At 36.7% G+C, this 25,604-nt stretch carries 29 protein-coding genes and 1 pseudogene; 4 read left to right on the forward strand and 26 right to left on the reverse strand.

What is annotated here, in order from left to right; all coding sequences use genetic code 11:
* Position 1: 1 nt before the first annotated feature.
* A complete protein-coding gene (locus tag EGX95_RS19475) occupies positions 2-955 on the reverse strand; it encodes an MBL fold metallo-hydrolase (RefSeq protein WP_000125137.1) in 954 nt (317 codons plus the stop codon).
* Positions 956-1,120: 165 nt separating this feature from the next.
* Here EGX95_RS19475 and proI point away from each other — a divergent pair, with 165 nt between their 5' ends.
* Positions 1,121-1,960: a pyrroline-5-carboxylate reductase ProI gene (gene proI, locus EGX95_RS19480; protein WP_000027267.1), complete on the forward strand. Its 840-nt coding sequence runs from the start codon at positions 1,121-1,123 to the stop codon at positions 1,958-1,960.
* Between the two features lie 50 nt (positions 1,961-2,010).
* On the opposite strand, the gene sdaAA is transcribed toward proI, so the two are convergent.
* The 4 genes from sdaAA to rnz form a co-directional block, all read right to left on the reverse strand.
* On the reverse strand, positions 2,011-2,889 hold the full coding sequence (sdaAA, locus tag EGX95_RS19485) for an L-serine ammonia-lyase, iron-sulfur-dependent, subunit alpha (protein WP_000489463.1): 879 nt from the start codon (positions 2,887-2,889) through the stop codon (positions 2,011-2,013).
* Between the two features lie 18 nt (positions 2,890-2,907).
* Positions 2,908-3,567 carry an L-serine ammonia-lyase, iron-sulfur-dependent subunit beta gene (sdaAB, locus tag EGX95_RS19490; RefSeq protein WP_000877446.1) on the reverse strand — a complete coding sequence of 220 codons (660 nt, stop codon included), beginning with the start codon at positions 3,565-3,567 and terminating at the stop codon, positions 2,908-2,910.
* 79 nt (positions 3,568-3,646) lie between these two features.
* Positions 3,647-3,904, reverse strand: coding sequence for a hypothetical protein (locus tag EGX95_RS19495; RefSeq protein WP_042469397.1), 258 nt, complete (start codon positions 3,902-3,904; stop codon positions 3,647-3,649).
* A 377-nt stretch (positions 3,905-4,281) separates the two neighbouring features.
* Entirely contained in the window at positions 4,282-5,205 is a 924-nt protein-coding gene (gene rnz, locus EGX95_RS19500) for a ribonuclease Z (RefSeq protein WP_000397447.1), read from the reverse strand.
* 189 nt (positions 5,206-5,394) lie between these two features.
* Here rnz and EGX95_RS19505 point away from each other — a divergent pair, with 189 nt between their 5' ends.
* Positions 5,395-5,646, forward strand: a complete 252-nt coding sequence (locus EGX95_RS19505) for a DUF3932 family protein (protein WP_000656491.1) — start codon at positions 5,395-5,397, stop codon at positions 5,644-5,646.
* Between the two features lie 32 nt (positions 5,647-5,678).
* Here EGX95_RS19505 and EGX95_RS19510 read toward each other — a convergent pair.
* Both EGX95_RS19510 and EGX95_RS19515 read right to left on the reverse strand, forming a co-directional pair.
* A pseudogene (locus tag EGX95_RS19510) lies at positions 5,679-5,813 on the reverse strand (DNA polymerase IV); the annotation flags it as partial.
* A gap of 58 nt (positions 5,814-5,871) precedes the next feature.
* Positions 5,872-7,110 carry a DNA polymerase IV gene (locus EGX95_RS19515; protein WP_001208843.1) on the reverse strand — a complete coding sequence of 413 codons (1,239 nt, stop codon included), beginning with the start codon at positions 7,108-7,110 and terminating at the stop codon, positions 5,872-5,874.
* A gap of 144 nt (positions 7,111-7,254) precedes the next feature.
* Here EGX95_RS19515 and EGX95_RS19520 point away from each other — a divergent pair, with 144 nt between their 5' ends.
* Entirely contained in the window at positions 7,255-7,455 is a 201-nt protein-coding gene (locus tag EGX95_RS19520; RefSeq protein WP_000842869.1) for a hypothetical protein, read from the forward strand.
* 43 nt (positions 7,456-7,498) lie between these two features.
* On the opposite strand, the gene EGX95_RS19525 is transcribed toward EGX95_RS19520, so the two are convergent.
* Positions 7,499-8,617, reverse strand: a complete 1,119-nt coding sequence (locus EGX95_RS19525; RefSeq protein WP_000609811.1) for a tripeptidase T — start codon at positions 8,615-8,617, stop codon at positions 7,499-7,501.
* Positions 8,618-8,744: 127 nt separating this feature from the next.
* Positions 8,745-9,290, reverse strand: a complete 546-nt coding sequence (locus tag EGX95_RS19530; RefSeq protein ID WP_001993297.1) for a GNAT family N-acetyltransferase — start codon at positions 9,288-9,290, stop codon at positions 8,745-8,747.
* Positions 9,291-9,480: 190 nt separating this feature from the next.
* Between EGX95_RS19530 and prli42 the strand changes: the two genes are divergently transcribed.
* Positions 9,481-9,573 (forward strand): stressosome-associated protein Prli42, encoded by a 93-nt coding sequence (gene prli42, locus EGX95_RS30030; protein ID WP_000549038.1) that lies wholly within the window; start codon positions 9,481-9,483, stop codon positions 9,571-9,573.
* Positions 9,574-9,645: 72 nt separating this feature from the next.
* Here the strand turns inward: prli42 and EGX95_RS19535 are convergent, their stop codons facing one another.
* The 17 genes from EGX95_RS19535 to yqiS all read right to left on the reverse strand — a co-directional run bounded on the left by EGX95_RS19535 (position 9,646) and on the right by yqiS (position 25,513).
* On the reverse strand, positions 9,646-9,885 hold the full coding sequence (locus EGX95_RS19535; RefSeq protein ID WP_000281163.1) for a DUF3894 domain-containing protein: 240 nt from the start codon (positions 9,883-9,885) through the stop codon (positions 9,646-9,648).
* Between the two features lie 66 nt (positions 9,886-9,951).
* Entirely contained in the window at positions 9,952-10,512 is a 561-nt protein-coding gene (locus EGX95_RS19540) for a L,D-transpeptidase (protein WP_001146558.1), read from the reverse strand.
* Between the two features lie 16 nt (positions 10,513-10,528).
* Positions 10,529-11,497 carry an aromatic acid exporter family protein gene (locus EGX95_RS19545; RefSeq protein WP_000472680.1) on the reverse strand — a complete coding sequence of 323 codons (969 nt, stop codon included), beginning with the start codon at positions 11,495-11,497 and terminating at the stop codon, positions 10,529-10,531.
* A 100-nt stretch (positions 11,498-11,597) separates the two neighbouring features.
* Positions 11,598-12,320 (reverse strand): amino acid ABC transporter ATP-binding protein, encoded by a 723-nt coding sequence (locus EGX95_RS19550; protein WP_000590218.1) that lies wholly within the window; start codon positions 12,318-12,320, stop codon positions 11,598-11,600.
* Complete coding sequence (locus EGX95_RS19555) at positions 12,313-12,972, reverse strand: amino acid ABC transporter permease (protein ID WP_001046921.1); 660 nt, start codon at positions 12,970-12,972, stop codon at positions 12,313-12,315. The genes EGX95_RS19550 and EGX95_RS19555 overlap by 8 nt, the downstream gene beginning before the upstream one ends.
* A gap of 36 nt (positions 12,973-13,008) precedes the next feature.
* Positions 13,009-13,788, reverse strand: coding sequence for a transporter substrate-binding domain-containing protein (locus EGX95_RS19560; RefSeq protein ID WP_000735474.1), 780 nt, complete (start codon positions 13,786-13,788; stop codon positions 13,009-13,011).
* Positions 13,789-14,083: 295 nt separating this feature from the next.
* Positions 14,084-14,497 carry a BrxA/BrxB family bacilliredoxin gene (locus EGX95_RS19570; protein WP_001998211.1) on the reverse strand — a complete coding sequence of 138 codons (414 nt, stop codon included), beginning with the start codon at positions 14,495-14,497 and terminating at the stop codon, positions 14,084-14,086.
* Positions 14,498-14,640: 143 nt separating this feature from the next.
* Positions 14,641-15,099, reverse strand: coding sequence for an NUDIX hydrolase (locus tag EGX95_RS19575; protein WP_000542556.1), 459 nt, complete (start codon positions 15,097-15,099; stop codon positions 14,641-14,643).
* A 69-nt stretch (positions 15,100-15,168) separates the two neighbouring features.
* Positions 15,169-15,873 (reverse strand): DUF421 domain-containing protein, encoded by a 705-nt coding sequence (locus tag EGX95_RS19580; RefSeq protein WP_000550968.1) that lies wholly within the window; start codon positions 15,871-15,873, stop codon positions 15,169-15,171.
* Between the two features lie 107 nt (positions 15,874-15,980).
* Positions 15,981-17,159, reverse strand: coding sequence for an FtsW/RodA/SpoVE family cell cycle protein (locus tag EGX95_RS19585; RefSeq protein WP_000831195.1), 1,179 nt, complete (start codon positions 17,157-17,159; stop codon positions 15,981-15,983).
* A 341-nt stretch (positions 17,160-17,500) separates the two neighbouring features.
* On the reverse strand, positions 17,501-18,820 hold the full coding sequence (locus tag EGX95_RS19595) for a dihydrolipoamide acetyltransferase family protein (RefSeq protein WP_000257652.1): 1,320 nt from the start codon (positions 18,818-18,820) through the stop codon (positions 17,501-17,503).
* Between the two features lie 15 nt (positions 18,821-18,835).
* Entirely contained in the window at positions 18,836-19,819 is a 984-nt protein-coding gene (gene bfmBAB, locus EGX95_RS19600; RefSeq protein WP_000290076.1) for a 3-methyl-2-oxobutanoate dehydrogenase subunit beta, read from the reverse strand.
* Between the two features lie 13 nt (positions 19,820-19,832).
* Positions 19,833-20,834, reverse strand: coding sequence for a 3-methyl-2-oxobutanoate dehydrogenase subunit alpha (gene bfmBAA, locus EGX95_RS19605; protein ID WP_000852555.1), 1,002 nt, complete (start codon positions 20,832-20,834; stop codon positions 19,833-19,835).
* Between the two features lie 27 nt (positions 20,835-20,861).
* On the reverse strand, positions 20,862-22,283 hold the full coding sequence (gene lpdA / locus EGX95_RS19610) for a dihydrolipoyl dehydrogenase (RefSeq protein ID WP_001051291.1): 1,422 nt from the start codon (positions 22,281-22,283) through the stop codon (positions 20,862-20,864).
* Between the two features lie 4 nt (positions 22,284-22,287).
* Positions 22,288-23,391 carry a butyrate kinase gene (gene buk, locus EGX95_RS19615; RefSeq protein ID WP_000115774.1) on the reverse strand — a complete coding sequence of 368 codons (1,104 nt, stop codon included), beginning with the start codon at positions 23,389-23,391 and terminating at the stop codon, positions 22,288-22,290.
* Between the two features lie 87 nt (positions 23,392-23,478).
* Entirely contained in the window at positions 23,479-24,579 is a 1,101-nt protein-coding gene (locus EGX95_RS19620) for a leucine dehydrogenase (protein ID WP_001162675.1), read from the reverse strand.
* Between the two features lie 34 nt (positions 24,580-24,613).
* Positions 24,614-25,513, reverse strand: coding sequence for a phosphate butyryltransferase (gene yqiS / locus EGX95_RS19625; RefSeq protein ID WP_000763079.1), 900 nt, complete (start codon positions 25,511-25,513; stop codon positions 24,614-24,616).
* Positions 25,514-25,604: the final 91 nt, after the last annotated feature.

The following is a 25,604-nucleotide window of genomic DNA, read 5'->3' on the forward strand; positions in this document are numbered from 1 at the left end:
CCTACTTTGCATAATAAATCAATTGTTGCGAAGATTCATCAATCATCACTTGTTGATTATATGCTAAAAAGTCTAATTGTCCAACCGTTTCTGAAATAGTAAGTGGCAATTGTTCCTTATACAATACCGGAAATAGTTTTACACATACTTCAAATGCTGTCATTGGTTTTTCCTTTAATAACTCAAGCACTTTAAATGCACGTGTTTCTTGCTTTTGTAATCTCGTTTCAATAAGTTGTTTCACATTTAGAACATCTTCTCCATGTCCTGATAAAATGCGTGAAATATTCATTTCACTTAAACGCTTTAACGTTTGATTATATTGTAATAACGGGCGCGCCCTTTCTGTTTGTCCTTCATATGGTGGTTCTAATATTGGATTCGAAGAAATATGACTAATGAGAGCATCCCCTCCAATTAGTATTCCATCAGATTCTCTATATAATGAAATATGAGTGGAAGCATGACCCGGTGTTTCAATTACTGTAAAACCAGGCATTGAATCAATACGATCTCCCTCTCTCACATTATGCGTTAACGATCTATTACAAGAATATTTCAGTGTCCTTGTCGTCAATAACGCCTCGTCTTTCAAAAATGCTGCTGGAACACCAAATTGTAAAGCCGTCTCTCTAAAAAAATCATGATATTGCTTTAAAAATTCTGGATTTTGCGTGATCCACGGCTCATTCCAAGGGTGTCCAATAATGTTCGTCTTCTCAGAAAATATATTTAAAAGCCCACAATGATCCGCATGATGATGCGTAATAACTACTGTTTTAATATCTTCTATCGTATATCCTAATGTACCTAACTGACTTTCTAACGCATTTCTTGCCTCTTCTGTATTCGTCCCTGTATCAATTAATGTTAATGTCTCCCCCTCAACTAAAAACACATTCACAGTTTCAACTGCAAATGGCACAGGAATCTCCATTCGGTGAATCGCCGTCATGCTTAGCCCCCCTGTCTCTTTCCGGTTCAAAAATGAATACTTCTTCAGTTTACAACTTCCTTATATATTTGTCATTATTTTCAGATAAAAAGAGGTGTTTCCTAGAAAAAAACGAATGTATGTACATTTATAAGAATTTCTAACCAAAATTAAAGGAGGAACATCATGTCTATTCAAAACATTTCCTTTCTCGGTGCGGGCTCTATTGCTGAAGCGATTATTGGTGGCTTGTTACATGCAAATGTTGTGAAAGGCGAACAAATTACTGTAAGTAATCGTTCTAATGAGACAAGGTTACAGGAGCTACATAACAAATACGGTGTCAAAGGTACACATAATAAAAAAGAACTACTTACTAATACAAATATTCTTTTTCTAGCAATGAAGCCAAAAGATGTTGCAGAAGCGCTTACCCCTTTTAAAGAAGACATACATAATAACCTGCTTATTATTTCGTTATTAGCAGGTGTTTCTACTCATTCAATTAGAAATCTACTTCAAAAAGACGTTCCGATTATTCGTGCCATGCCAAATACATCTGCAGCTATTTTAAAATCAGCTACTGCTATCTCATCTTCAAAACATGCAACAAAGGAACATATTCAAACTGCCATAGCTTTATTTGAAACGATCGGTCTCGTCTCTGTTGTAGAGGAAGAAGAGATGCATGCTGTCACTGCATTATCCGGAAGCGGGCCTGCTTATATTTATTACGTAGTAGAAGCGATGGAAGAAGCTGCAAAAAAAATCGGTTTAAAAGAAGATGTTGCAAAGTCACTTATTCTCCAAACGATGATTGGTGCTGCTGAAATGCTAAAAGCAAGTGAAAAACACCCGTCTATTTTGCGAAAGGAAATTACCTCTCCTGGTGGAACGACCGAAGCGGGCATTGAAGTATTACAAGAACACCAATTTCAACAAGCGCTTATTTCCTGTATTACACAGGCAGCGCAACGATCACATAACCTTGGGAAAACGTTAGAACAATTAACAAAAGAAAAATAAAAAATGGAGCTCAATCTTACTTGAGCTCCATTTTTTATAAACATATATTTTTAGTTATTCGTCTTCCCAAAAATCTCTTCTTGCAGACGGCGACCAGTCGGTGTTGCTGCAAGTCCACCTTCAGCTGTTTCACGAAGTGCTACTGGCATCGTTTGTCCGATTCTAAACATCGCCTCAATTACTTCATCACATGGAATAGTACTCGTTACACCAGCTAATGCTAAATCAGCTGAAATCATCGCATTTGCAGCTCCTGCTGCATTACGTTTTACGCAAGGTACTTCTACAAGTCCTGCAACAGGATCGCATACTAAACCAAGCATGTTCTTTAATGAAATTGCCATCGCTGTAGCTGCTTGCTCTTGTGTTCCACCAGCCATTTCAACTGCAGCTGCAGCTGCCATTCCACTTGCTGAACCAACTTCAGCTTGGCATCCTCCCGCTGCACCAGAAATACAAGCGTTATTCGCAACAACCATACCGAAAGCTCCCGCTGTAAATAAGAATTCAATCATTTCTTCACGTGTAGGCTGCAATTTTTCTCTTAGTGCAAATAGTACACCTGGCACTGTTCCAGCAGACCCTGCTGTTGGTGTTGCACAAATAATTCCCATCGCTGCGTTTACTTCATTTGTTGCAACAGCTTTACTCACTGCGTCCAAAATCGTATCTCCAGATAAGCCTTTTCCACTCTTCATATACGCCTGAACTTTTACAGCATCTCCACCAGTTAAACCAGTTGGTGATTTCACTCCGCGAATACCACGTTCTACCGCTTGCTCCATCACGACTAAGTTCTTTTCCATACCAGCAATTACTTCTTCACGTGAAATACTTCTTGTTTCCATTTCACATTGAATCATAATTTCTGCGATTTTTACATTTTGTTCTTTAGCTTGCGCCACTAGTTCCGCTGCGTTCCGAAACATGGTGTGTCCCCCCTGCAATTATTCCATAATAGTTACTTGACAAATATTTTGTTGCGCTTTTATTTCTTCAATCACTTCATCTGCTAATATTTCATCTGTTTCGATGACCATAAGCGCTCTTCTTCCTTTTTCCTTACGAGAAACACTCATTGTACTAATGTTAATCTCGTGTTTCGCAAGGATTGAAGCTACTGCTGCAATAGCACCGAAGCGATCGTTATTTACAATAAGTAGTGCTGGACTCGTGCCTGATAATTGAAGATCGAATCCGTTTAATTCTACAACTTCAATTTTACCGCCACCAATTGAGCAAGCAACAACTTCAATTTCTTCTTCACCTTTATACAAACGAATTCTCGCTGTATTTGGGTGAGGTGCATTGGCATCCTCTTCAATAAATTCCACTTCAATTTCGCGCTCTTTTGCTATCTCTAGCGCCTCTGGAATACGTAAGTCATCTGTTTCAAACCCTAATATCCCACCTATTAGCGCTACATCTGTACCATGCCCACGATACGTCTTTGCAAATGATCCATATAATGAAATGCTTACTCTTTCTGGTTCATGACGAAACAGCTGGCGAGCAACTTGCCCCATTCTTGCTGCGCCTGCTGTATGTGAACTTGATGGACCAATCATAACTGGACCGATAATATCAAATACTGAGCGATACTTCATCATAACTCCCCCTAAACCTCTATGAAAAAATTTTTTACTATTCTATTAAGCTACCAAATCGGTTGCTTTTCCAGTTGTACTACGAATTTGTCCCGCTGTACGAATTGGATCGTTTTTGAATAACAGTGAAGCGATATATCCTGAAATAATACCAGTTATAATATGAAATAAGAAACTTAGTATTACCTTCATTTACACATAATATAAGATAATCTACAGTAAAGTCTTGTAGCAATCCAAAGTTTAACACAGAACCCCTTACAAGCATAGCATAAACAAGTGAAACTATAATCAGCGGGAGTTTTGTCCATTCCCAATAATTATTAGCCCACAACAATCGTGCTTTTACGAGCAGTTATCTCTCGCTTAAATTCCTCGCATTCGCGAATTTTGAGGTAGAGTCTTACTGCCCATTAAAATGGGATAAATTATAATCTGCCCTCATTATAACTTGTTTTTAATAAAACGCTTACTTTTAATGAATTTTAAAAGTTCTGAATAAGAATCCATTTTTGCTATTTGTATCATTCGTATGTCGTCTGACTTATATAACAGTTTTTCTAAATAATCGATACTATGTATTTTTATCCTATATTTTCACATCATTAAAACTTTCTGTTTCATCTAATATAAGCATAAAATGATAACAGTTTTATTTTAATTTTTTTAGAAAAAAAAATGGCAACCTCTCGTCGCCATTTTTTCATATCATTATTATCTTTCTACTGGAAATGATTTTAAATCCGTTGCTATTTCTGTATTAGAAAATAGCTCTCTTGCCTCTTTCAATAATTCCTTATACGTATCCCCTTGATAACGAGAACTAATATGAGTCAATATTAATCGTTTTGCATTTGCCTGAAGTGCAATACTCGCAGCTTGCTTAGATGTGGAATGAAAATAATCATACGCTTGTTGTTCATCTTCTGCCGCAAAAGTTGCTTCATGAACTAGTACGTCAGCGTCTTGTGCCAGCTCTCTACTCGCTTCACAAAATCTTGTATCACCTAAAATGGTAATAATTCTTCCTTTTTGAGGTGGGCCGATAAAATCTTGTCCGTTTAGTATCGTACCATTTTCCAATTCAACCACTTCTCCATCTTTTAAACGCTTAAAGAGTGGACCTGGTTTCACACCCATCTCCAGCAATTTATCGACTAAAAGGGCGCCTTGTATATCTTTCTCTATAATACGATACCCAAAACATTCAATACCGTGTGACAATCTTTTCGTTTCCACATGAAATTCATTATCTTCAAACACGGTACCTTCTTCTGTTATCTCAACAATTTCAAGTGGGTATTTTACATGTGTCGTACTTACTGATAATGCTACTTCAATAAATTGTTTAATTCCTTTTGGTCCATACACTGTTAAAGGTGTAGTCCCTCCTTGAAACGAACGGCTTCCTAATAAGCCAGGCAATCCAAAAATATGATCACCATGTAAATGCGTAATAAATATTTTTTCAATGCGGCGTGGACGTACTGATGTATGTAATATTTGATGTTGCGTCGCCTCGCCACAATCAAATAACCAAGTTTGTCCTCGTTCTTCTAACAATTGCAAAGCAATTGCTGAAACGTTCCTTCCTTTCGAAGGAACACCTGCACCAGTTCCTAAAAATACAAATTCCACTTTCTTTCCTCCAGCTCTTTATATAATCTACCTTTCATCTTACGGAATGTTATTTCAAATGGCAAATCGAATTTACATAACCAATCATCTAGACAACTATATATCACGAACATTATACTCAAAAAGTTTGGATATCGTTCGTGTTTTATGTTAAAATGATTATACTACATTTTAAGGGAGCGTTTTATTATGAAAGAAGCATTTCGTTTACAAACTGATTTTTCGTCTTCATTTGATCGCTGGGTAAGTTCTTTCGTGTCTGATCACCCAGCACAATTAGAATGGACGACTTTGAAAGAATTAATCCATGAATATACAACAACACATACAAATGATTCGTTACCAACATATATTTCTTCAGCTTTAACATATTATGCACAACGTGTTTCAACAGCAAATAACTCAGAGATTGTTATTTTTGAAAATCATACAATCTCTTAATCTATCGTAAAAAGCACTGGTTACAGTGCTTTTTATTTATACTTATTTAGCAAATCGGCATATTCCGTCAAAAAATTTGTATACATACTTAAATCAAATTCATCTAAAATTATCTTTTTACTTGAGTTATTATTAAATAATTGTTTTGCTTGTAGTGCAAAAACGACACTTTCTATTTTTATAAAAATAGAAAGTGTCATGATATGTACAGCTTCATGACACCTTCTACATAAACTTATTTTCTAATTTTTGCTGAAAAGACTTTTCTTGCTTACGTAATAATTGACTACCTCGTTGTAAAAGCGGCATTCCATACTTATCATTAATTTGATCAATGACAGCAAGTAACGGCTCTTCTTTCGCATCTTCTTCAAATGAAAACAAATCTAATTGCTTCACCGATTCAGTCTTCCACTCTATTTCAGTAGCTGTAACACCTAATAAACGAACGGAATCGCCGTCCCAATGTTGCTTCCATAAACGAGAGGCCGCTTGAAAAATATCTCGTTCTTCCCAAATGGCATTTTTCAATTGCTTACTCCTCGTTACTGTCCGCCTATCATGATATTTAATCATAATCTGAATATTATAGCTGACAAGAGTTCGCTTTTGTAATCTTTTACTCACTGATTTTGATAGCCTTTCTAACATATCAAGTAATTCTTTTTCTTCATCCATATCCTTTGAAAAAGTCATCGAATTACCAACGCTTTTATGTTGTCCCATTTGACTCGGATCAACTTCTCTATCATCCACACCTTTTGCCCTTCTTTGTAAATCAACACCATGCTTTCCAATTTTAGCGCGAATGATATGTTCATTTCCTTTTGCTAACTGTTCAATTGTTTGTATATGAATATCTTTTAATTTCTCAGCTGTTTTTTCTCCAATTCCATGCATCGCTCCAACCGGAAGCGGCCAAATCATTTCTGGAATATCTCGTTTTCGGAGCACGGTAATACCGAGAGGCTTTTTCATATCAGAAGCTGTTTTTGCTAGGAAAAGGTTTGGAGCAATTCCGATGCTACACGGCAACTGTAACTCTGTTAATAACACTTGCTGAATCATCTTTGCTATTTCAAGAGGCGAACCGAGTGCGTAACAATCTGTAATATCTAAATATCCCTCATCTATTGAGACTGGTTGTATTTTTTCCGTAAAACGGGAAAGAATTTGAAACATTTGAAATGAAGCTTCGCGATATAATGTAAAATTAGGGCGCCTTACAATTAATTGCGGACATAACCTTTTCGCTTCCCAAAGTGGCATCGTTGTACGTATTCCATATTCTCTCGCCTCATAACTACATGTTATGATAATTCCTTTTCTTTCTTTTTCATTTCCAGCAACCGCTAACGGCTTCCCTTGTAACGATGAGTCATGAGCAATTTCAACAGATGCGAAAAAACAATTCATATCTACATGTAAAATAACACGACCTTTTTTTGGATACATTTCTCGCATAGTACTCACCCCCTAATCAGAACGTTCGTTCTTTTATTATAGCAAATTTTGCACAATAATTATAATTATTACTTGTTCTTTTCCATCATATTTATTGCTATAATTTAAATGAAGTGGATATTTTTGTAATTAGGGGTGATTATTATGAAATCAACTGATAAACTCAATTATACGTTTCTCATAATTATACTAATCGTCGCAATCAATTATTTACTTCTTCCTATATTTGATATAAACATAGCTGGTTTCTTTCCTCGTCTAGTCCATGTAGTAACAACTTACATACTGCCATGGATTTTCTTGTATTGGCTTATCCGCCTTGTAAAAGCAATCGAATCAAAGTAAAAAGCGTGTAAATCACAATTGATTTACACGCTTTTTTGTTATATTATTTCGCTACTTCCTCTATGATTGCAACAACTAATTCTGCTGTTTTCGCTAATTCTTCAACAGGAATCTTTTCGTTTGTTGTATGAATTTCTTCATAACCAACTGCTAAGTTAACTGTTGGAATTCCGTGTCCAGCAATTACGTTTGCATCACTTCCGCCACCACTTTGGTGAAGAGAAGGTGTACGACCAATTTTTTCAGCTGCGCGTTTTGCAACTTCTACAACGTGATCGCCATCAGCAAATTTAAATCCTGGATACATAACCTTTACTTCAACATCTGCTTGGCCGCCCATTTCTTTTGCAGTTGTTTCAAATGCTTCTTTCATTTTCGCAACTTGTACTTCCATTTTTTCATTGATTAAAGAACGCGCTTCTGCAAAGATTTGTACATGATCGCAAACGATATTCGTTTGTGTACCACCTTCAAAACGTCCAATATTTGCAGTTGTTTCAGAATCAATACGACCAAGTGGCATTTTCGCAATTGCTTTCGCTGCGATAGTAATTGCAGATACACCTTTTTCTGGTGCTACACCAGCATGAGCTGTTTTCCCGCGAATAATCGCGTTCACTTTCGCTTGTGTTGGAGCTGCAACAACGATTTCGCCAACTTTCCCATCGCTATCTAACGCGTAACCATATTTCGCTGTAATGCGCTCACGATCTAATGCTTTTGCACCAACAAGACCAGATTCTTCTCCAACTGTAATAATAAATTCAATTGTACCATGAGGGATATTTTTTTCTTTTAAAACACGGATTGCTTCGAACATGGATGCTAATCCCGCTTTATCATCCGCACCTAAAATCGTAGTACCATCTGATACGATATATCCATCTTTAATAGAAGGCTTAATTCCATTACCAGGAACTACTGTATCCATATGAGAAGTAAAGTAAATTGTATCAACACCATCTTTTGTTGCTGGTAATGTACAAATTAAGTTACCTGCACCATGCCCAGTAACAGCCATTGTGTCATCTTCAAATACTTCTACACCTAAATCTGTAAATTTCTTTGTTAATACTTTGCAAATTTCTGCTTCAAATTTCGTTTCAGAATCTACTTGTACTAACTCCATAAATTCATTTACTAAACGTTCTTGATTAATCATAAGACTGCGCCTCCTGCACTACCATTATGTATGTAACACTATTAATTATAACAGAATTTCGCAAAAGTTTCGAAATACAAGACAAAAAACAGACGGTTTATATGTCTAGATAACCATCTGCTTTCTATTACTCATTTAACAATACCCAGCGCATATGATCTTCCCACACTCCATTAACCATTAACATCTTCCTAGACACGCCCTCATACTGAAAACCTATCTTCGTTACGACTTGTATAGATGCTAAATTTCGTGGCATAATCGGTGCTTCTATACGATGTAATTGAAATTCCTCAAAAGCAACTTGAATCGCTTTTCTAAGCGCTTCTGTCGTATAACCTTTGTTTAACTCTTCCTTATCTAATTTATAGCCGAGTACACAAGATTGGTAAATTCCACGAACAATTAAATTAAATGAAATACATCCAATTATTTTCGTATCATCACCTTTTTTAAAAATCCAAAGTCTGATGATTTTACCTTCTGCGATCTCTTTTCTATCCTTTTGTAACTTTTTCTTTTGATAATCTAACGTAAAAAAATCATCCGGTCTATACTCTTCCCAGGCTTTTAAAAATTCACGATTTCTGTCGTAATATTGAAGAACTTTTTCAGCATACGACTCATCAATTTCCCTTAAATGCAAACGATTTGTTTCATATATTTTCATCATCGTATCTCCATTCTTCAGCTTGCATAACAAAAAACTTATACCCTATCATTCTTATATATTCTCTACGTACATACAAATTTCCTGTTATACTTTACACACACTTCTCGAATTTTGTCATTTCTCTCCCCCTTGTCCACAATATCATTTCTCGTTACAATGATATTGTACTGATTTGCAAGGAGGTTTAACGATGCATAAAAAAGCTCAAAAAGTTATGATTTATGTAATGCTAATTTCTATGCTTGTAACAACATTACTTGCTGGCGCAAGTATGTTTTGGTAAAAAGGACGATCTGTTCGTCCTTTTTTTACTTTTTACACATAATAAAATAAACCATCTCGAAATCGAGATGGTTTATTTTATGTAAAGCACAATCGCTACAATACTAAAGAAAAATGACATTACAAGTGCTATCACAAAACTTGTATATTGTTTCTGCTGAAATGCCCCAATAACAAAAGTAAGATTGAGTAATGCCATACATACAATCGCTACAAGATAAGAACATATATTAAAAGTTGCCAATATGAATGTAATAATAAATAGAAATCCCATAAAAAACTGCATATACGAAAGTTTTGGATTCAAGTACATATGAGCAACCCCTTTATCTCATTTTATCTTTCTATACTCTCATTAACGCATGGTTATGTACACATGTCAAGACAACTTATTACAATAGAAAAAGCCAACTTTTTCGTTGACTTTTTCATATGCAATGGCTCCTTTTTCTTTTGCCAATTGCTGAAATGACTTTTTCGATTTTACAATCCATACTTTCGTTCCAATTGGAATGCGATCAAATAAATATTCCACATCATTTTTCTTCATTCTTATACATCCTTGTGAAATATACTTTCCAATTGAACTCGGTTGGTTTGTTCCATGTATTCCATATTTACTCCCATCAGTTCCTCTTGCATTAAATCCCATCCACCTAGATCCAAGTGGATTTTTCGGTGATCCCCCAGGAATATTCTTCGCAATATAATATGGGTCCTTTGCTTTCATTACAATATCAAAAGTTCCCTCTGGGGTTAATTCATTTGTTTTTCCTGTCGCGACTGGAAAAACCTTTTGAATCTTTCCATCGTCAATATAAGCTAGTTTATTCGTCGCTTTATTTACAATAATGAAAGGATCACCGGCACGCGGATTATCACCAAGAGGCCAAATAGGCGATAAAGAAAGACATAATAGGAAAGAGAGAAGATACGGCATAGATAATTCCTACCTTCTATATAAGTTCTTTTATATTATCCTTTCCTTTAAAGCGACTTTTAATGAGTAAATATTGTTCCATTTCGTATACAAGTTGAACAAGTTTCGCACGTATCTCAAATTCTTCACGTGTAGCCGGCAATGGCATATCTCTAAATAATTCTCGCATTTCTTGAAGCTGCCTTAAAGAAATAACCCCGGTACTCTGAGGGCTAATAGCATTTCCAATGTTTTCAACCACATCCGCAATCATGTCCGCTTGTTCATATGTCCATGATAAAGAAGCTGCTAACGGAATCATTCGCTCTAAAATTTCGAATTGTTGCATACGCATATTGAAATAGCGATAGTAATAGTCATCTTCTCGCATAAATGCATTCTCAAGTTTCTTAAACGATAAATCTCTAGCTTCATTTAGCATCTGTTCAGTTTCAATAAGTTCTGCCCCGCTCCAACTACTTTCTCGGTTTCGTAAATATACAACCATTTCAAACAAAATCGTTTTAAAATTATTTTCTATTTTACCTTGATACTCTTTTAGCTTATTTTCACTACTTGGCATATACATATTTACTAATAGAGCCACGCTAATCCCTATCGTTAATATCGCAATTTCATTCCCAACAATAAGCCATGTAATTTGTTTCAATGAATATAGATGCATCACAATAACTGAACTCGTAACAATACCTTCTTGAATTTTAAACATGACTGCAGTCGGAATAAACGTAAGTAATAGTACGCTAATTGCTAGTGGTGTATATCCAATTGTTTCAAAAATACAAAACGCGAACACCATTGATAATACACAGGCTAAAAAACGGTGTAACGACACTTGAAGTGATTTACGTTTCGTATTTTGTACGCATAATATAACTAAAATACCCGCTGAACTATAAAATTCCAACCCTAATAACTGTGCAATAAAAACGGCTGCGCCTGTCCCTATTGCTGTTTTTACTGTACGGTATCCAATTTTGAACATATCATTGCTCCTATATGTATAAACGTATTTACAGTTAGTATAAAAAAAGGATGACACAATGTCATCCTTTTCTACTTATTATTCACGTAACCTTTACATATTACAATATCTTTTGTAAAAATTGTTGCGCACGCTCACTTTTCGGTGCTGCAAAAAATTCTGCTGGCGCACTATCTTCTACAAGCTTTCCACCATCTAAAAAGAGAACACGATCTGCTACTTCTTTTGCAAATCCCATTTCATGTGTAACAATCGCCATTGTCATTCCTGTCGTAACTAATGATTTCATAACTTCTAACACTTCTTTTACCATCTCTGGATCTAGTGCTGATGTCGGTTCATCAAATAACATTACTTCTGGTTCCATTGCTAACGCTCTTGCAATTGCTACACGTTGCTTTTGTCCTCCCGAAAGACGATTTGGATACGTATCTTTTTTATCTAATAAGCCGACCTTTTCTAAAAGTTTTTCGGCTTTCTTTTCAGCTTCTTGTTTCGTTACTCCTTTTACATTGATAGGAGCATACGTAATATTTTCTAATACAGTCATATGAGGAAATAGGTGAAAATGCTGAAATACCATTCCGACATTTTCACGAACGTGCATAATATTCGTTTTTGGATTCGTTACTTCTTCCGTTCCAATCCAAATGTGACCATTTGTCGGTGCTTCTAACACATTCATACAACGTAAAAATGTTGATTTCCCTGATCCAGACGGTCCAATAATTGCTACTACTTCCCCTTTTTCAATCGTTGTTGTAATCCCTTTTAATACTTCGTTTTTTCCAAATGATTTATGAAGGTTTTCAATTTTAATCACTTTTCTTCATTCTCCCTTCAATTGCCTTCCCGACTAATGTAAGAATAATGACTAGCATATAATAAATGAGTCCAACAAAAAGTAATGGTTCAAGGTATTTAAAAGTCTCCCCGCCTACGATATAAGCACGACGCATTAAATCCGTTGCTCCTATTACTGTTACTACAGCCGATTCTTTCGTAAGTGTCGCAAACTCGTTTACAAGTGCCGGTAATATATTTTTTAAAGCTTGAGGAAAAATGATATTTCGCATCATTTTTCCGTATGGAATTCCTAAAGCCATCGCCGCTTCTGTTTGTCCTTTATCAACCGCTTGAATGCCGGCACGGATTACTTCTGACATATATGCACCTGAATTTAAGCTAAATGCAAGTACAGCTGCTAAGAATGCCGGTATTTCATAACCAATTATTTGCGGGACACCGAAATAAATAATCATTAATTGCAATACAAGTGGTGTACCACGGAAAATTGATGTATAAAGATCTGCCGCTATATTTAATGCTCGTATTCTAGCAATTTTGCAAAGTGCTAATAACGTCCCTAAAAGAAACCCTGCTAAAGCTGATACTGCTACAATTTTCAAAGTAACTTCTAGACCTTTTAATATATATGGTATCGAAGGCGTAATCGCCGAAAAATCTAAGTTCATTCTTTTCATTCCCCTCACAGAAAAGTGAAAGGCAGCTTATTTTTCGCTGCCAAACCATTTCTTCACTAATTTATCCATTTCTCCATTTTCTTGCATTTTTTTAATTACTTTATTAAATTCAGCTGTTTTATCACTGTTTTTCGGAAGGGCAATTGCTGCTCCAACTTCTTCTGGAGCTTCTTTAATTTCAATTCCTTGTAACTCTTTCATTTTCTCTAAATAATTTTTAGCAACTGTGTCTTCTATAATTGCAGCATCAAAACGACCAGCTTTAATTTCTTGTACGATTTCTGGTATACGGTCACGTCCCTCAACTTTGAAATCTACTTGTTTTTTAAATTCTGCTGCTTTCTCTTCTTGTATAGATCCTGTTTGTACCCCTACTTTTTTCCCTTTTAAATCCTCTACAGATTTAATGTTAGAGTCCTTTTTAGAAACGACCATGTTTTTCGCAACAAAGTAAATATCTGTGAAATCAACATTATTTTTACGCTCTGCAGTTGGCGTCATACCTGCCATTACGAAATCAACTTTTCCTGAGCTAAGAGATGCTAATAAACCACCAAAATCCATATCTTTCACTTTCACTTCATAACCAAGTTCTTTTCCGATATATTTAGCAACATCAACATCAAAGCCGATAATTTCATCACTCTTTGAAGCTTCTACGTATTCATATGGTTTATAATCTGCTGAAGTCCCCATAACAAGTACTTTTTTATTTTTTCCAGTAGCCTTTTCTTCCCCATTACTACAGGCACTAAACATACTTACAATTAAAATAAGTGCAAACGATATTGATAATAACTTCTTCATCTTTCTTCCCCCTAATAATGTATATTTAAAAGTTTAATAGAATATTTATTCGATGTTTGTATTGTATCAGCACTTTTATTTTTATGCAATATATAAAATAAAAATAAATATAAAACAAGTTAAAATACAGTTATCCGTGTATAAAAAGATGCATAAAATAACAAAACTATGCATATCCCACAAATTTTAATACGAAATAAAAAAAGGCGGTACATCCACTTGAGTGTGGACGTACCGCCTTTTCATTTATTTTTATAAGGACTTATAATCAGTTGGGATGAACCACCTCCACTGATTATAGTTCTTCGCAATTCTCTTCGAAATACGATTGTAGTTTTGCAATAACTTGCATCGGTTCATGACCTTCAATTTCATGACGCTCTACCATCGTTACAATTTTTCCATCTTTTAATAAAGCAAATGATGGAGAAGATGGTGGATACCCTTCGAAATATTCACGAGCTCTTGCTGTCGCTTCTTTATCTTGACCTGCAAACACCGTTACAAGGTGGTTAGGACGTTTATCATAATGTACAGAATGCGCAGCAGCAGGACGAGCAATACCGCCTGCACAACCACATACAGAGTTTACCATTACAAGTGTTGTTCCATTTCTTTTAAACGCTTCGTCTACTGCTTCTGGCGTTGTCAATTCTGTATATCCAGCAGAGACAATCTCTTCACGCGCTTGGCGGACAACATCATTCATAAAAAAGTTAAAATTAATCAATCTTTTCCCTCCTCTAAAACTACCTATTTGTATCTTACCAGTTAATGTTTATGAAATACAAGTAAGTTTACTTTTATTTGGATATAGAAAAGGTGTTAGAACCCTGTTCTAACACCTTTTTGTCACTTTTCCATAATCTTCATATATTCAGCAATCATTTTTTTATGCGACCCAACAATATAGTCAGGTAGTTCTGTTAGTGGGAAGAATTTAAGCTGAACCGCTTCTTCTTTGTTCATAACAAAATCTCCATCGTATTCGTCCGTATAATAAGCGGTCGTTACAGATTGAAATTCATCACCGTTTGCTAATTTTGTAAAATAGTTCGCTCCAGAAAACACATTGATTAATCGTAGGTTCTTCACCTTTATTCCTGTTTCTTCGTATACTTCACGAAAAGCAGTTTCTTCTGGTGATTCACTAAGCTCCATTAATCCGCCAGGCAGCCCCCATTTTCCGTAAGGCTCTGTTCTTTGTTGTAATAATACATATCTATTTTCATTTATAACGAGTACAACAGCACCAACTAAAATTAAAGGGCGATGACCAACTATTTTCCGTAATTCTTCTACATATCCCATCGTATCCCTCCTTTTTCGTTGTCCACACTATTGTATCATATGTATGAAACGACAAAATGCGTATATTTTTCATTTTTTTAACAAAATATTTATTTTATGTGTTTCATCAACTGTAGCTAACAAAATGGATTCAACTTCTGCGTTTTTCTCTAGAAATTCTCTCGCCCATTCTTCTGTTTTCCCTAATAAAGCAAGAACATCTTGCTGAATGCTCCCATCCTTTACTAATACAAAAGAAACTGGAGATTTTTTTCCTGCCACTTTTAGATCAAGTCGGGAAACTGCCTCATATTCTGGATACCGAAATATAGAAACGACACCGTTCGCTTCCCATAATGCTAATTTGATTGTTTGAATATCGCTCACATTTCGCATACGAAGTTCTGAAAATAAATATTCCACGGTAATTCTCGCTTTTTTCAAATTGCTAAAATCAATGGAGCCGTTGTGTATAAGAATGATAGGTGCTGGCTCTAAAAAGCGTCTCCATCTATCCCATTTCAACATTAAAACTGAACTTATAATATGAAGTACAACGAGTATAAACGTTGTAATCATCGAGCCCATTAATCCTACTTTTTCATCAGACAATGCGTTAGAAATATTCCCGCCAAGCAATAACACCAATACAACATCTAAAAAGCGAAGTTGTGCGATGGACCTTTGCCCCATCGCTTTCGCAACTAATATTAAAAATATGTATGCTATAATAGCCCGAATAACCCATTCACTATTAGAAAGATGCCGTGCTCCTTCAAAAATATGCATATGCATCACTTTGCACTCCTTACCCGTCTCAAACTGCTATTCTGTTTTAGTTTGCAACGTTTATGAGTATATATGTAAAAAAGCTGGTTCGTTTAAAAACGAACCAGCTTTTTTTACTTAACGGAAAACATATACTTTTTATACGTTTTTCGTACCGATAATATGAGACCCATCATAATCATATTCGAGAACAAGGAACTTCCCCCATACGATAAGAAAGGTAATGCAATCCCTTTTACAGGCATTAATCCAACGATCATACCGATATTTTGGAATATTTGAACCGTTAATATCCCAATCGATCCAGCACATAATAATGTACCGAATAAATTATCAGCAGAATAACCGATAATAATTGTTCTATATAGTAGTAATAAGAACAAGAATACAACTAACGCTGCTACGATAAATCCACCTTCTTCGGCAATTGTAGCGAAAATAAAGTCTGTATGCTTCTCAGGGATATAAACATTCCCTTCGCCAAACCCTTTCCCTTCCATACCGCCACTACCTACAGCTAAAATTGATTGCTGTGTTTGATAACCTTGATCTGTATGTTCAAATGGATCTAACCAACCTAAAATACGTGATTGTTGGTGCGGTTTTAGTAGCGTAACTAACTTATTAAAGAAGAAATCCTCATACCTTACGTAAATAAATATTAACGTGGATAGTATGGTGACTGGAATAACTGTACATAACGCTATCAATTTCTTCTGAATACCTGACATAAATAAAATACATGCAATGGCAGCAGCGTATAAGAACACCATCCCCGTATCCGGTTGGCTATATACAACAGCCATAGGCGGGAGGGATACTAGCATAATTTTACCTACTAATTTTAAGTCCGTTTGAAATGTCCTTGCCATATACTGCGCATTATGTTTCACTGCTATACTTGCTACTACGAGAAGCAATGAAATTTTGAAAAACTCAGATGGCTGAATTTGTCCAACTAACGGAAATACAAACCATCTTTTTGCACCTAATTTTTCAGGTGTGAAAGTGGAAACCGGTAGTATTTTCAAAAGAATAAGTGAAGCAAATCCAACGATATAAAGTGGCCAAGACAATTTTTGTAATTGATCTAAGTCGATGCTTGCAACAAGCAATAACAATACAACCCCAATTATGTAGTTCAAACCTTGTTTCATCGCAAAGTTTGCCTCTCCATATTGACCAGTTTGCTGACTGCTATATATAGCAGCTATACTCGTGACACATAATGCAAACAAAATTAATATTAATTTTACATCTAAACTTTTTAGAAACTCGGTACTTCTTTTCATGACATCCTCCTGAAACATTGTTACAGCAAAATAAAAAACCAGGAGTCAACATTCTTCATGTTTTGACGACTGATTACACATTATCTATAAAACACTTATATAGAATAACTCTCTTTTTCATACAATACAATATATTATACTACAGTTTCGTCAGTAAGATTTGCCAAAAAAATTATTCTTTTCTTATTTTATATCCATATACCATATATCAGCAATGTATTTTCATAAATTCCTAATACATAATGGTTCATTGTAAGATTACTGGGAAAGGTATTATACATATAGTAGGATGTAGATGAAGAAATAAGATGATAAAAAGCTCGCATAAGCGAGCTTTTTATTTAATATACAGATGTATTATTTTCTGACGTATTTTCTAAAATTTCTTTTACACGTCCTAAGAACTTACCACAAATTAAACCATCTAGTACACGGTGATCAAGTGATAAACATAAGTTGACCATGTCGCGAGCACCGAACATACCATTTTCCATAATTACTGGGCGTTTTACAATTGATTCAACTTGTAAAATAGCCGCTTGTGGGTAATTAATAATACCCATAGATTGAACAGAACCGAATGATCCTGTGTTATTAATTGTAAATGTTCCGCCTTGCATTTCGTCCGCTTTTAACGATTTCGTACGTACTTTTCCTGCAAGTTCTGTAATTTCACGAGCGATACCTTTAATTGTCTTCTCGTCCGCGTGTTTAATTACTGGTACAAATAGTTCGTCCTCTGTCGCAACAGCGATAGAAAGGTTAATATCTTTCTTCTGAACGATTTTATCGCCAGCCCACATTGAATTAATTTGAGGATACTCTTTTAACGCTTGTGCTACTGCTTTTACGAAGAAAGCAAAGAACGTTAAGTTAAAGCCTTCGCGTTTTTTGAAATCACCTTTAATTGAATTACGGTATGAAACAAGGTTTGTCACATCTACTTCAATCATCATCCAAGCGTGTGGCGCTTCGTGTTTACTACGTAACATGTTCGCTGCGATTGCTTTACGTACACCTGTTACTGGAATTTCGATATCGCCAGGCATTGTTGGTACAGAAACTGGTTTCGCAGCTTCTACTTTTTGTGCTACTGGCGCTGCTTTTGGTGCTTCCGGACGCGCTTCTACTACTGCCGCTACCGCTTCCTCTTTCTTCGCCGCACCTGCTTGCGGAATATTTCCTGATTCCACTAGCTTTAAAATATCTTTACGAGTGATACGGCCGTTTGCTCCCGTACCTTCTACTAGATCTAAATCAACGTTATGTTCACCTGCAAGTTTTAACACAGCTGGTGAAAAACGAGGTTTTCCATCAGTTGGTTGTTTTGCTTTCGGTGCTTTTTCAGGCGTAGCTACTTCTGCCTTTGGTTCTTCTTTTGTTTTTTCCTCAACAGCTGTTGCTGCTACTTCATCTGCGCCTTCTACTTGAATCACACAAACTACTTCACCTACAGCTAACGTATCACCTTCACCAGCGATCAACTCTTTCACAATACCAGTGAAAGAAGATGGTACTTCAGCATTTACTTTATCAGTCATTACTTCTGCAAGCGGATCATATTTGTTTACGTGATCGCCAACATTAACGAGCCATTTACTAATTGTACCCTCTGTAACGCTCTCCCCGAGCTGAGGCATTGTAATATTTTCTACAGCCATGTATAGTCCCCCCGATTAAAATTCCGCAAGTTCACGCATTGCTTTTTCAACTTTATCTGGATTTACCATAAAGAATTTTTCCATTGTTGGTGCATATGGCATTGCTGGAACGTCTGGACCCGCAAGACGCGCAATTGGTGCATCTAAATCAAATAGACAGTTTTCAGCGATAATTGCTGCCACTTCACTCATAATACTTCCTTCTTTATTGTCTTCTGTTACAAGAAGAACTTTACCTGTTTTAGAAGCTGCTTCAATGATTGCTTCTTTATCTAATGGATATACAGTACGTAAATCAAGAATGTGTGCCGAGATGCCATCTTGTGCTAACTTTTCAGCTGCTTGAAGAGCAAAATGAACACATAATCCGTATGTGATAACAGTAATATCATCACCTTCACGTTTTACATCCGCTTTTCCGATTGGTAATACGTAATCATCTTCTGGCACTTCACCTTTAATTAAGCGATATGCACGTTTATGCTCAAAGAATAATACTGGATCTTCATCACGAATTGCAGCTTTTAGTAAGCCTTTTGCATCATATGGTGTAGAAGGGATAACGATTTTTAAACCAGGTTGGTTTGCAAACATCGCTTCTACAGATTGCGAATGATACAATGCACCGTGAACACCGCCGCCAAATGGCGCACGAACTGTAATTGGACAAGTCCAATCATTATTAGAACGGTAACGAATTTTTGCTGCCTCAGAAACAATTTGGTTTACTGCTGGCATGATGAAATCCGCAAACTGCATTTCAGCGATTGGACGCATTCCATACATTGCTGCACCAATTGCGACCCCAGCAATTGCAGATTCTGCAAGTGGTGTATCTAGCGCACGATCTTCACCAAATTGATCATATAATCCGTGTGTCGCTTTAAATACGCCACCTTTTTTACCAACATCTTCACCTAAAACGAATACTTTCTCATCGCGTTCCATTTCCTCGCGCATTGCTAATGTAATAGCATCAATATAAGACATTACAGCCATGAAACGTTCCCCCCTATTCTGCGTATACGTGCTTCAATGCATCTTCAGGTGCTGCATACGGAGCATTTTCTGCATATTCTGTTGCTTCGTTTACGATATGCATAATTTCGTCTAACATTTGTTTTTCAGATTCCTCAGTTAACACGCCAACCTCTTTTAAATAAGCAGCAAATGTTACAATTGAATCATTTTTCTTCGCTTCTTCTACTTCTTCTTTATCACGATAAACACGATCATCATCGTCACTTGAATGTGCTGTTAAACGATATGATACTGTTTCAATTAAAGTTGGACCTTCACCACGGCGGCCACGGTCTGCTGCTTCTTTTACAGCTTTATATACTGCAAGCGGATCGTTTCCGTCTACTGTATATCCAGGCATACCGTATCCAATTGCACGGTCTGATACATTTTTACATGCTAATTGTTTTTCAACTGGAATAGAGATTGCGTATTTATTATTTTCACACATAAAAATAACAGGTAACTTGTGTACGCCAGCAAAGTTTGCACCTTCATGGAAATCACCTTGGTTGGAAGAACCTTCACCGAATGTAACAAACGTTACTAAATCTTTCTTTTCCATTTTTCCAGCTAATGCAATACCAACTGCATGTGGTACTTGCGTTGTTACTGGAGATGAACCTGTCACAATACGATTTTTCTTTTGACCGAAGTGACCAGGCATTTGACGACCACCAGAGTTTGGATCTCCAGCTTTCGCGAAACCAGATAGCATCAGTTCTTTCGCTGTCATACCAAACGCTAGTACAACACCCATATCACGGTAGTATGGTAATGCATAATCTTTCTCTCTATCAAGAGCAAATGCTGCTCCAACTTGTGCTGCCTCTTGTCCTTGACAAGAAATTACGAATGGAATTTTACCAGCACGGTTTAATAACCACATACGTTCGTCGATTTTACGTGCAAGTAACATCGTACGGAACATTTCTAATACTTGCTCATCACTTAAGCCAAGCTCTTCATGGCGCTTTTCTTTTACTTCTGCCATTTTTCATAACCTCCTAAATCCACATTTTTATGCGTGTAACGCTTTTCCATCTACAGCTAATGCTGCTTCACCAATCGCCTCAGATAATGATGGATGCGGATGAATTGTATGTGCTACTTCCCAAGGTGTTGCATCAAGTACTCTTGCAAGACCCGCTTCAGAAATCATATCTGTTACATGCGGTCCAATCATATGAACACCGAGAATATCATTTGTTTCTTCATCAACTACAAGTTTTACGAAACCATCTGATTCGCCGTATACAAGCGCTTTTCCGATTGCACGGAATGAGAACTTACCTACTTTTAGCTTATAGCCTTTTTCTTTCGCTTCTTGTTCTGTTAAACCGACAGAAGCAACTTCCGGACTGCTATATACGCATTTTGATACCATAGAATAATCAATTGGTGTAACTTCTTTACCAGCAATATGTTCTACTGCAACAATTCCTTCATGAGAAGCAACGTGAGCAAGCTGTAAGCCACCAATTACATCACCGATTGCGTAAATATGAGATTCTTTCGTTTGATAAAACTCATTTGTTTGAATGTATCCTTTTTCCACAACGATATCCGTATTCTCTAAACCAATATTTTGCGTATTGGCTTGTCGTCCTACAGATACAAGCATTTTTTCTGCTTTAAATTCTTTATTCTCACCGTTATGTTCAGCTTGAATTGTTACTCCATTATCTTTTACCAATGTTTCTGGTAATACTTTTGCACCAGTTACCACTTTAATACCTTTTTTCTTGAATAGACGTTGCATTTCTTTTGAAACGTCTTGGTCTTCTAGTGGTAGTATCGTTTTCGCATACTCTAATACTGTAACTTCTACACCGAAGTCAGCAAGCATAGATGCCCACTCAATACCAATTACACCGCCACCAACGATAATAATCGAGCTAGGAAGCGTTTCCATTTTTAGGGCATGATCGGAAGACATTACATACTCTCCGTCTAATTCTAAACCTGGTAATGAATTCGGACGAGAACCTGTTGCAATAAGTACATTTTTTGGAATTAACATTTCATTCTCTTCTCCACTTGCAAGTTCAACTGAAATTGTCCCTGGCATCGGAGAGAAAATAGATGGGCCAAGAATACGGCCAATACCTTCAAACACATCAATTTTACCTTGTTTCATTAAGTGCTGAACACCTTTATGAAGTTGCGTTACAATCTTCTCTTTACGCTCTTGTACTTTCGCAAAGTTTAGTTCTACATTACTTGCAATAACTCCGAACTCTTCGCTTTTTTTAGCAGTTGCGTATACTTCCGCACTACGTAAAAGGGCTTTACTAGGAATACATCCTTTGTGTAAACAAGTACCACCAAGATTTTCTTTTTCAACAAGTGCAGTTTTTAACCCTAGTTGTGATGCACGAATTGCAGCAACATATCCACCAGTACCGCCGCCAACGATGACTAAATCATATTCTTTTGCCATTATCTCAACCCCTAGCTACCGTTTCTTTTTCACGTACAATATATTCTTTTGGAGCTTCTTCTTCACGTAGTACACGAAGTGCCCCTTCTGCTAATGCTTGTAATTCATCTTCTCCTGGATGTACGATAACATCTGCAATCCAGTCTACTCGTTCTTTTATTTCATCAACAAGGATTTTACTGTAAGCAAGTCCACCAGTTAATACGATTGCATCGATTTTCCCGTGAAGTACAGCGCTAGCTCCGCCAATCTCTTTTGCAACTTGATATGCCATAGCTTTATAAATAAGAGTTGCTTCAGGATCACCTTTTTCAACCATTTGTTCTACTTTAATCGCATCATTTGTACCGATAAGACTTACAAGTCCACCTTGTCCGACAAGTTTTTTAATCATTTCATCTCGGTAATACTCACCAGAGAAACACATTTCTACTAGTTGCCCTACTGGTACTGTACCAGCGCGCTCTGGACTAAATGGGCCTTCTCCGTTTAAACCGTTATTTACATCGATTACTCTTCCTTTTTTATGAGCACCAACTGTAATACCGCCGCCCATATGTGTAACTAATAAATTTAAATCCTCATATTTGTGATTTAACTGTTCAGCTACTTTACGAGCAACTGCTTTTTGATTTAATGCATGGAAAATACTTTTGCGTTCCATACCAGCAATACCACTTATACGAGCAATAGGCTCCATTTCATCTACAACGACAGGGTCTACAATGAATGCCGGAATATTTAATCCAGAAGCTATTTCATATGCTAAAATGCCCCCAAGGTTTGAAGCGTGATGACCGCTAAAACCATTTTTTAAATCTTCTAACATCGCATCGTTTACTGTGTATGTTCCGCCTTCGATTGGACGAAGTAATCCCCCACGGCCACAAACTGCGTTTAATTTTGAAATGTTAATACCGTGAGAATGTAGAACTTCTAAGATCGTTTCTTTACGAAACTCATATTGGTCGATAATTCGCTTATATTTTCCAATCTGTTCTTCGTCATGACGAATAGTTTCTTCTAAAACGGGTCTTTCATTATCAAAAACACCAATTTTTGTGGATGTACTACCCGGATTAATAACAAGAATTCGATTTACAGACACTGTTGCTACCTCCACTAATAAATTCAAAAGGAGGTGGAAACCTCATAAGAGGTAACCACACCTTTTGTAAAAGTAATATATGAATGATTAGCGACGGCTAATAATGTCGTGACCGTTGCGTAAGTATGTGCTACGAGAGTTTTTCAAGCTTGCAATGCGCTCTTCAGCTAGACGATCAGCTGCTACATAAGTTGCAATGCCATCGCGTTTTGAAATTTCGATTACTTTTGCAATTGTGTCATAAATTGATTCTACGCGTTTTAATGCACGTTCTCTATTGTATCCATATAACTCGTCTGCTACGTTAATTACGCCACCTGCATTAATTACATAGTCTGGTGCGTATACAATACCCATTTCATGAATGATGTCGCCGTGACGATCTTCTTTTAATTGGTTATTTGCAGAACCTGCAATTACTTTTGCTTTAAGTTGTGGAATAGTTTCGTCATTAACTGTTGCGCCTAATGCACATGGTGCGTAAATATCACATTCAACACCGTAAATTTCATTTGGCTCAACTGCTGTTGCACCGAATTCTTCTACTGCACGTTGTACAGCTTCTTTATTAATATCTGTAACGATTAGTTTTGCGCCTTCAGCGTGTAAATGTTTGCATAGGTGATATGCTACGTTACCAACACCTTGAACAGCAATTACTTTTCCTTCTAAATTATCAGTACCGAAAGCCTCTTTCGCAGCAGCTTTCATACCACGATAAACACCGTATGCAGTTACTGGAGATGGGTTACCAGAAGAACCGAATGATGGTGAAATACCTGTTACAAAGTCAGTTTCTTCGTGGATAATATCCATATCATCTACTGTTGTACCAACATCTTCAGCTGTAATGTAACGTCCGTTTAGTCCTTGAATATAACGACCTAATGCACGGAACATTGCTTCGCTCTTATCTTTACGTGGATCACCGATAATTACTGTTTTCGCACCACCTAAGTTTAAACCAGCTGCTGCGTTTTTGTATGTCATCCCTTTTGCAAGACGCAATGCATCTTCAATCGCCGCTTCTTCAGAATCATATGTCCACATTCTTGTTCCACCAAGAGCAGGTCCAAGTGTTGTATCATGAATTGCAATGATTGCTTTTAAACCTGATTCTTTATCTTGACAAAATACTACTTGCTCATAATCATATTTTTCTAAGTATTCGAAGATTTCTAATGCCATTGTCGTTTCCCCCTAATGTTTTACCCTATTTGGTTTATTTTGAAGCAGTGGCAACTGCCAATGCTAATGAATATACTTTTGTTTCTGCTGAATCAGCACGAGATGTTAAAACAATCGGTGCTTTTGCGCCAGCAATCATTGCTCCTACTTTTGCATCCGCAAAGTATACGAGTGATTTATATAGTACATTTCCAGCTTCAATTGTTGGGACGAGTAAAATGTCTGCCTTACCTGCTACGTCACTTACTATGCCTTTATGTTCTGCTGCAATTTGTGATACTGCATTATCTAAAGCAAGTGGTCCATCAACGACACAATTTTTTATTTGTCCGCGGCGATTCATTTGAGTTAACATCGCTGCATCAATTGTCGCTTGCATCGCAGGATTCACAACCTCTACCGCTGCAATTGGTGCTACCTTCGGCAAATCAATTCCTATTGCCCGGGCAACTTCTACAGTGTTTTGTATAATAGCAGCTTTTTGTGTTACATCAGGTGCAATGTTCATCGCTGCATCTGTAACAAAAATGAGACGATTGTAGTTTGGAACTTCAAATGCTGCAACGTGTGAAAGTACGCTACCTTTACGAAGTCCCCACTCTTTATTTAATACAGCTTTCAAAATATTTGCTGTTGGGATGTTCCCCTTCATAAGCACATCTGCTTCGCCATTTCTTACAGCTTTAACAGAAAGTTCTGCAGCCTCAGCACTTGACTGTGTTGCAATCACTTCAATATGTTCTGAAGTTTGTAAACTATGTTCTTGTAGCATCCCCATTATTTTTTCTTGATTTCCATATAGACGAAATTGAGCTAGCTGTAATGTAATTGCTTTCGCTACAGCTTCAATTACTTCATGATCTTCAGCTACTGCTACAGCCACAGTTTTTTTAGGCTGGCCTGCCGCTTGATCAATTAAGTGTTCTAACTTCATATTTTGTAATCAACCCTTTCCGTCGTCCCTCGTCTTTTTATTAAGCAAATACCGTGCCAACTTTCAAAAGTGGTCTTACCAATAATGAAAA

Origin of the sequence: Bacillus sp. FDAARGOS_527, assembly GCF_003812125.1 — a bacterium.
GTDB classification, from domain to species: domain Bacteria; phylum Bacillota; class Bacilli; order Bacillales; family Bacillaceae_G; genus Bacillus_A; species Bacillus_A paranthracis.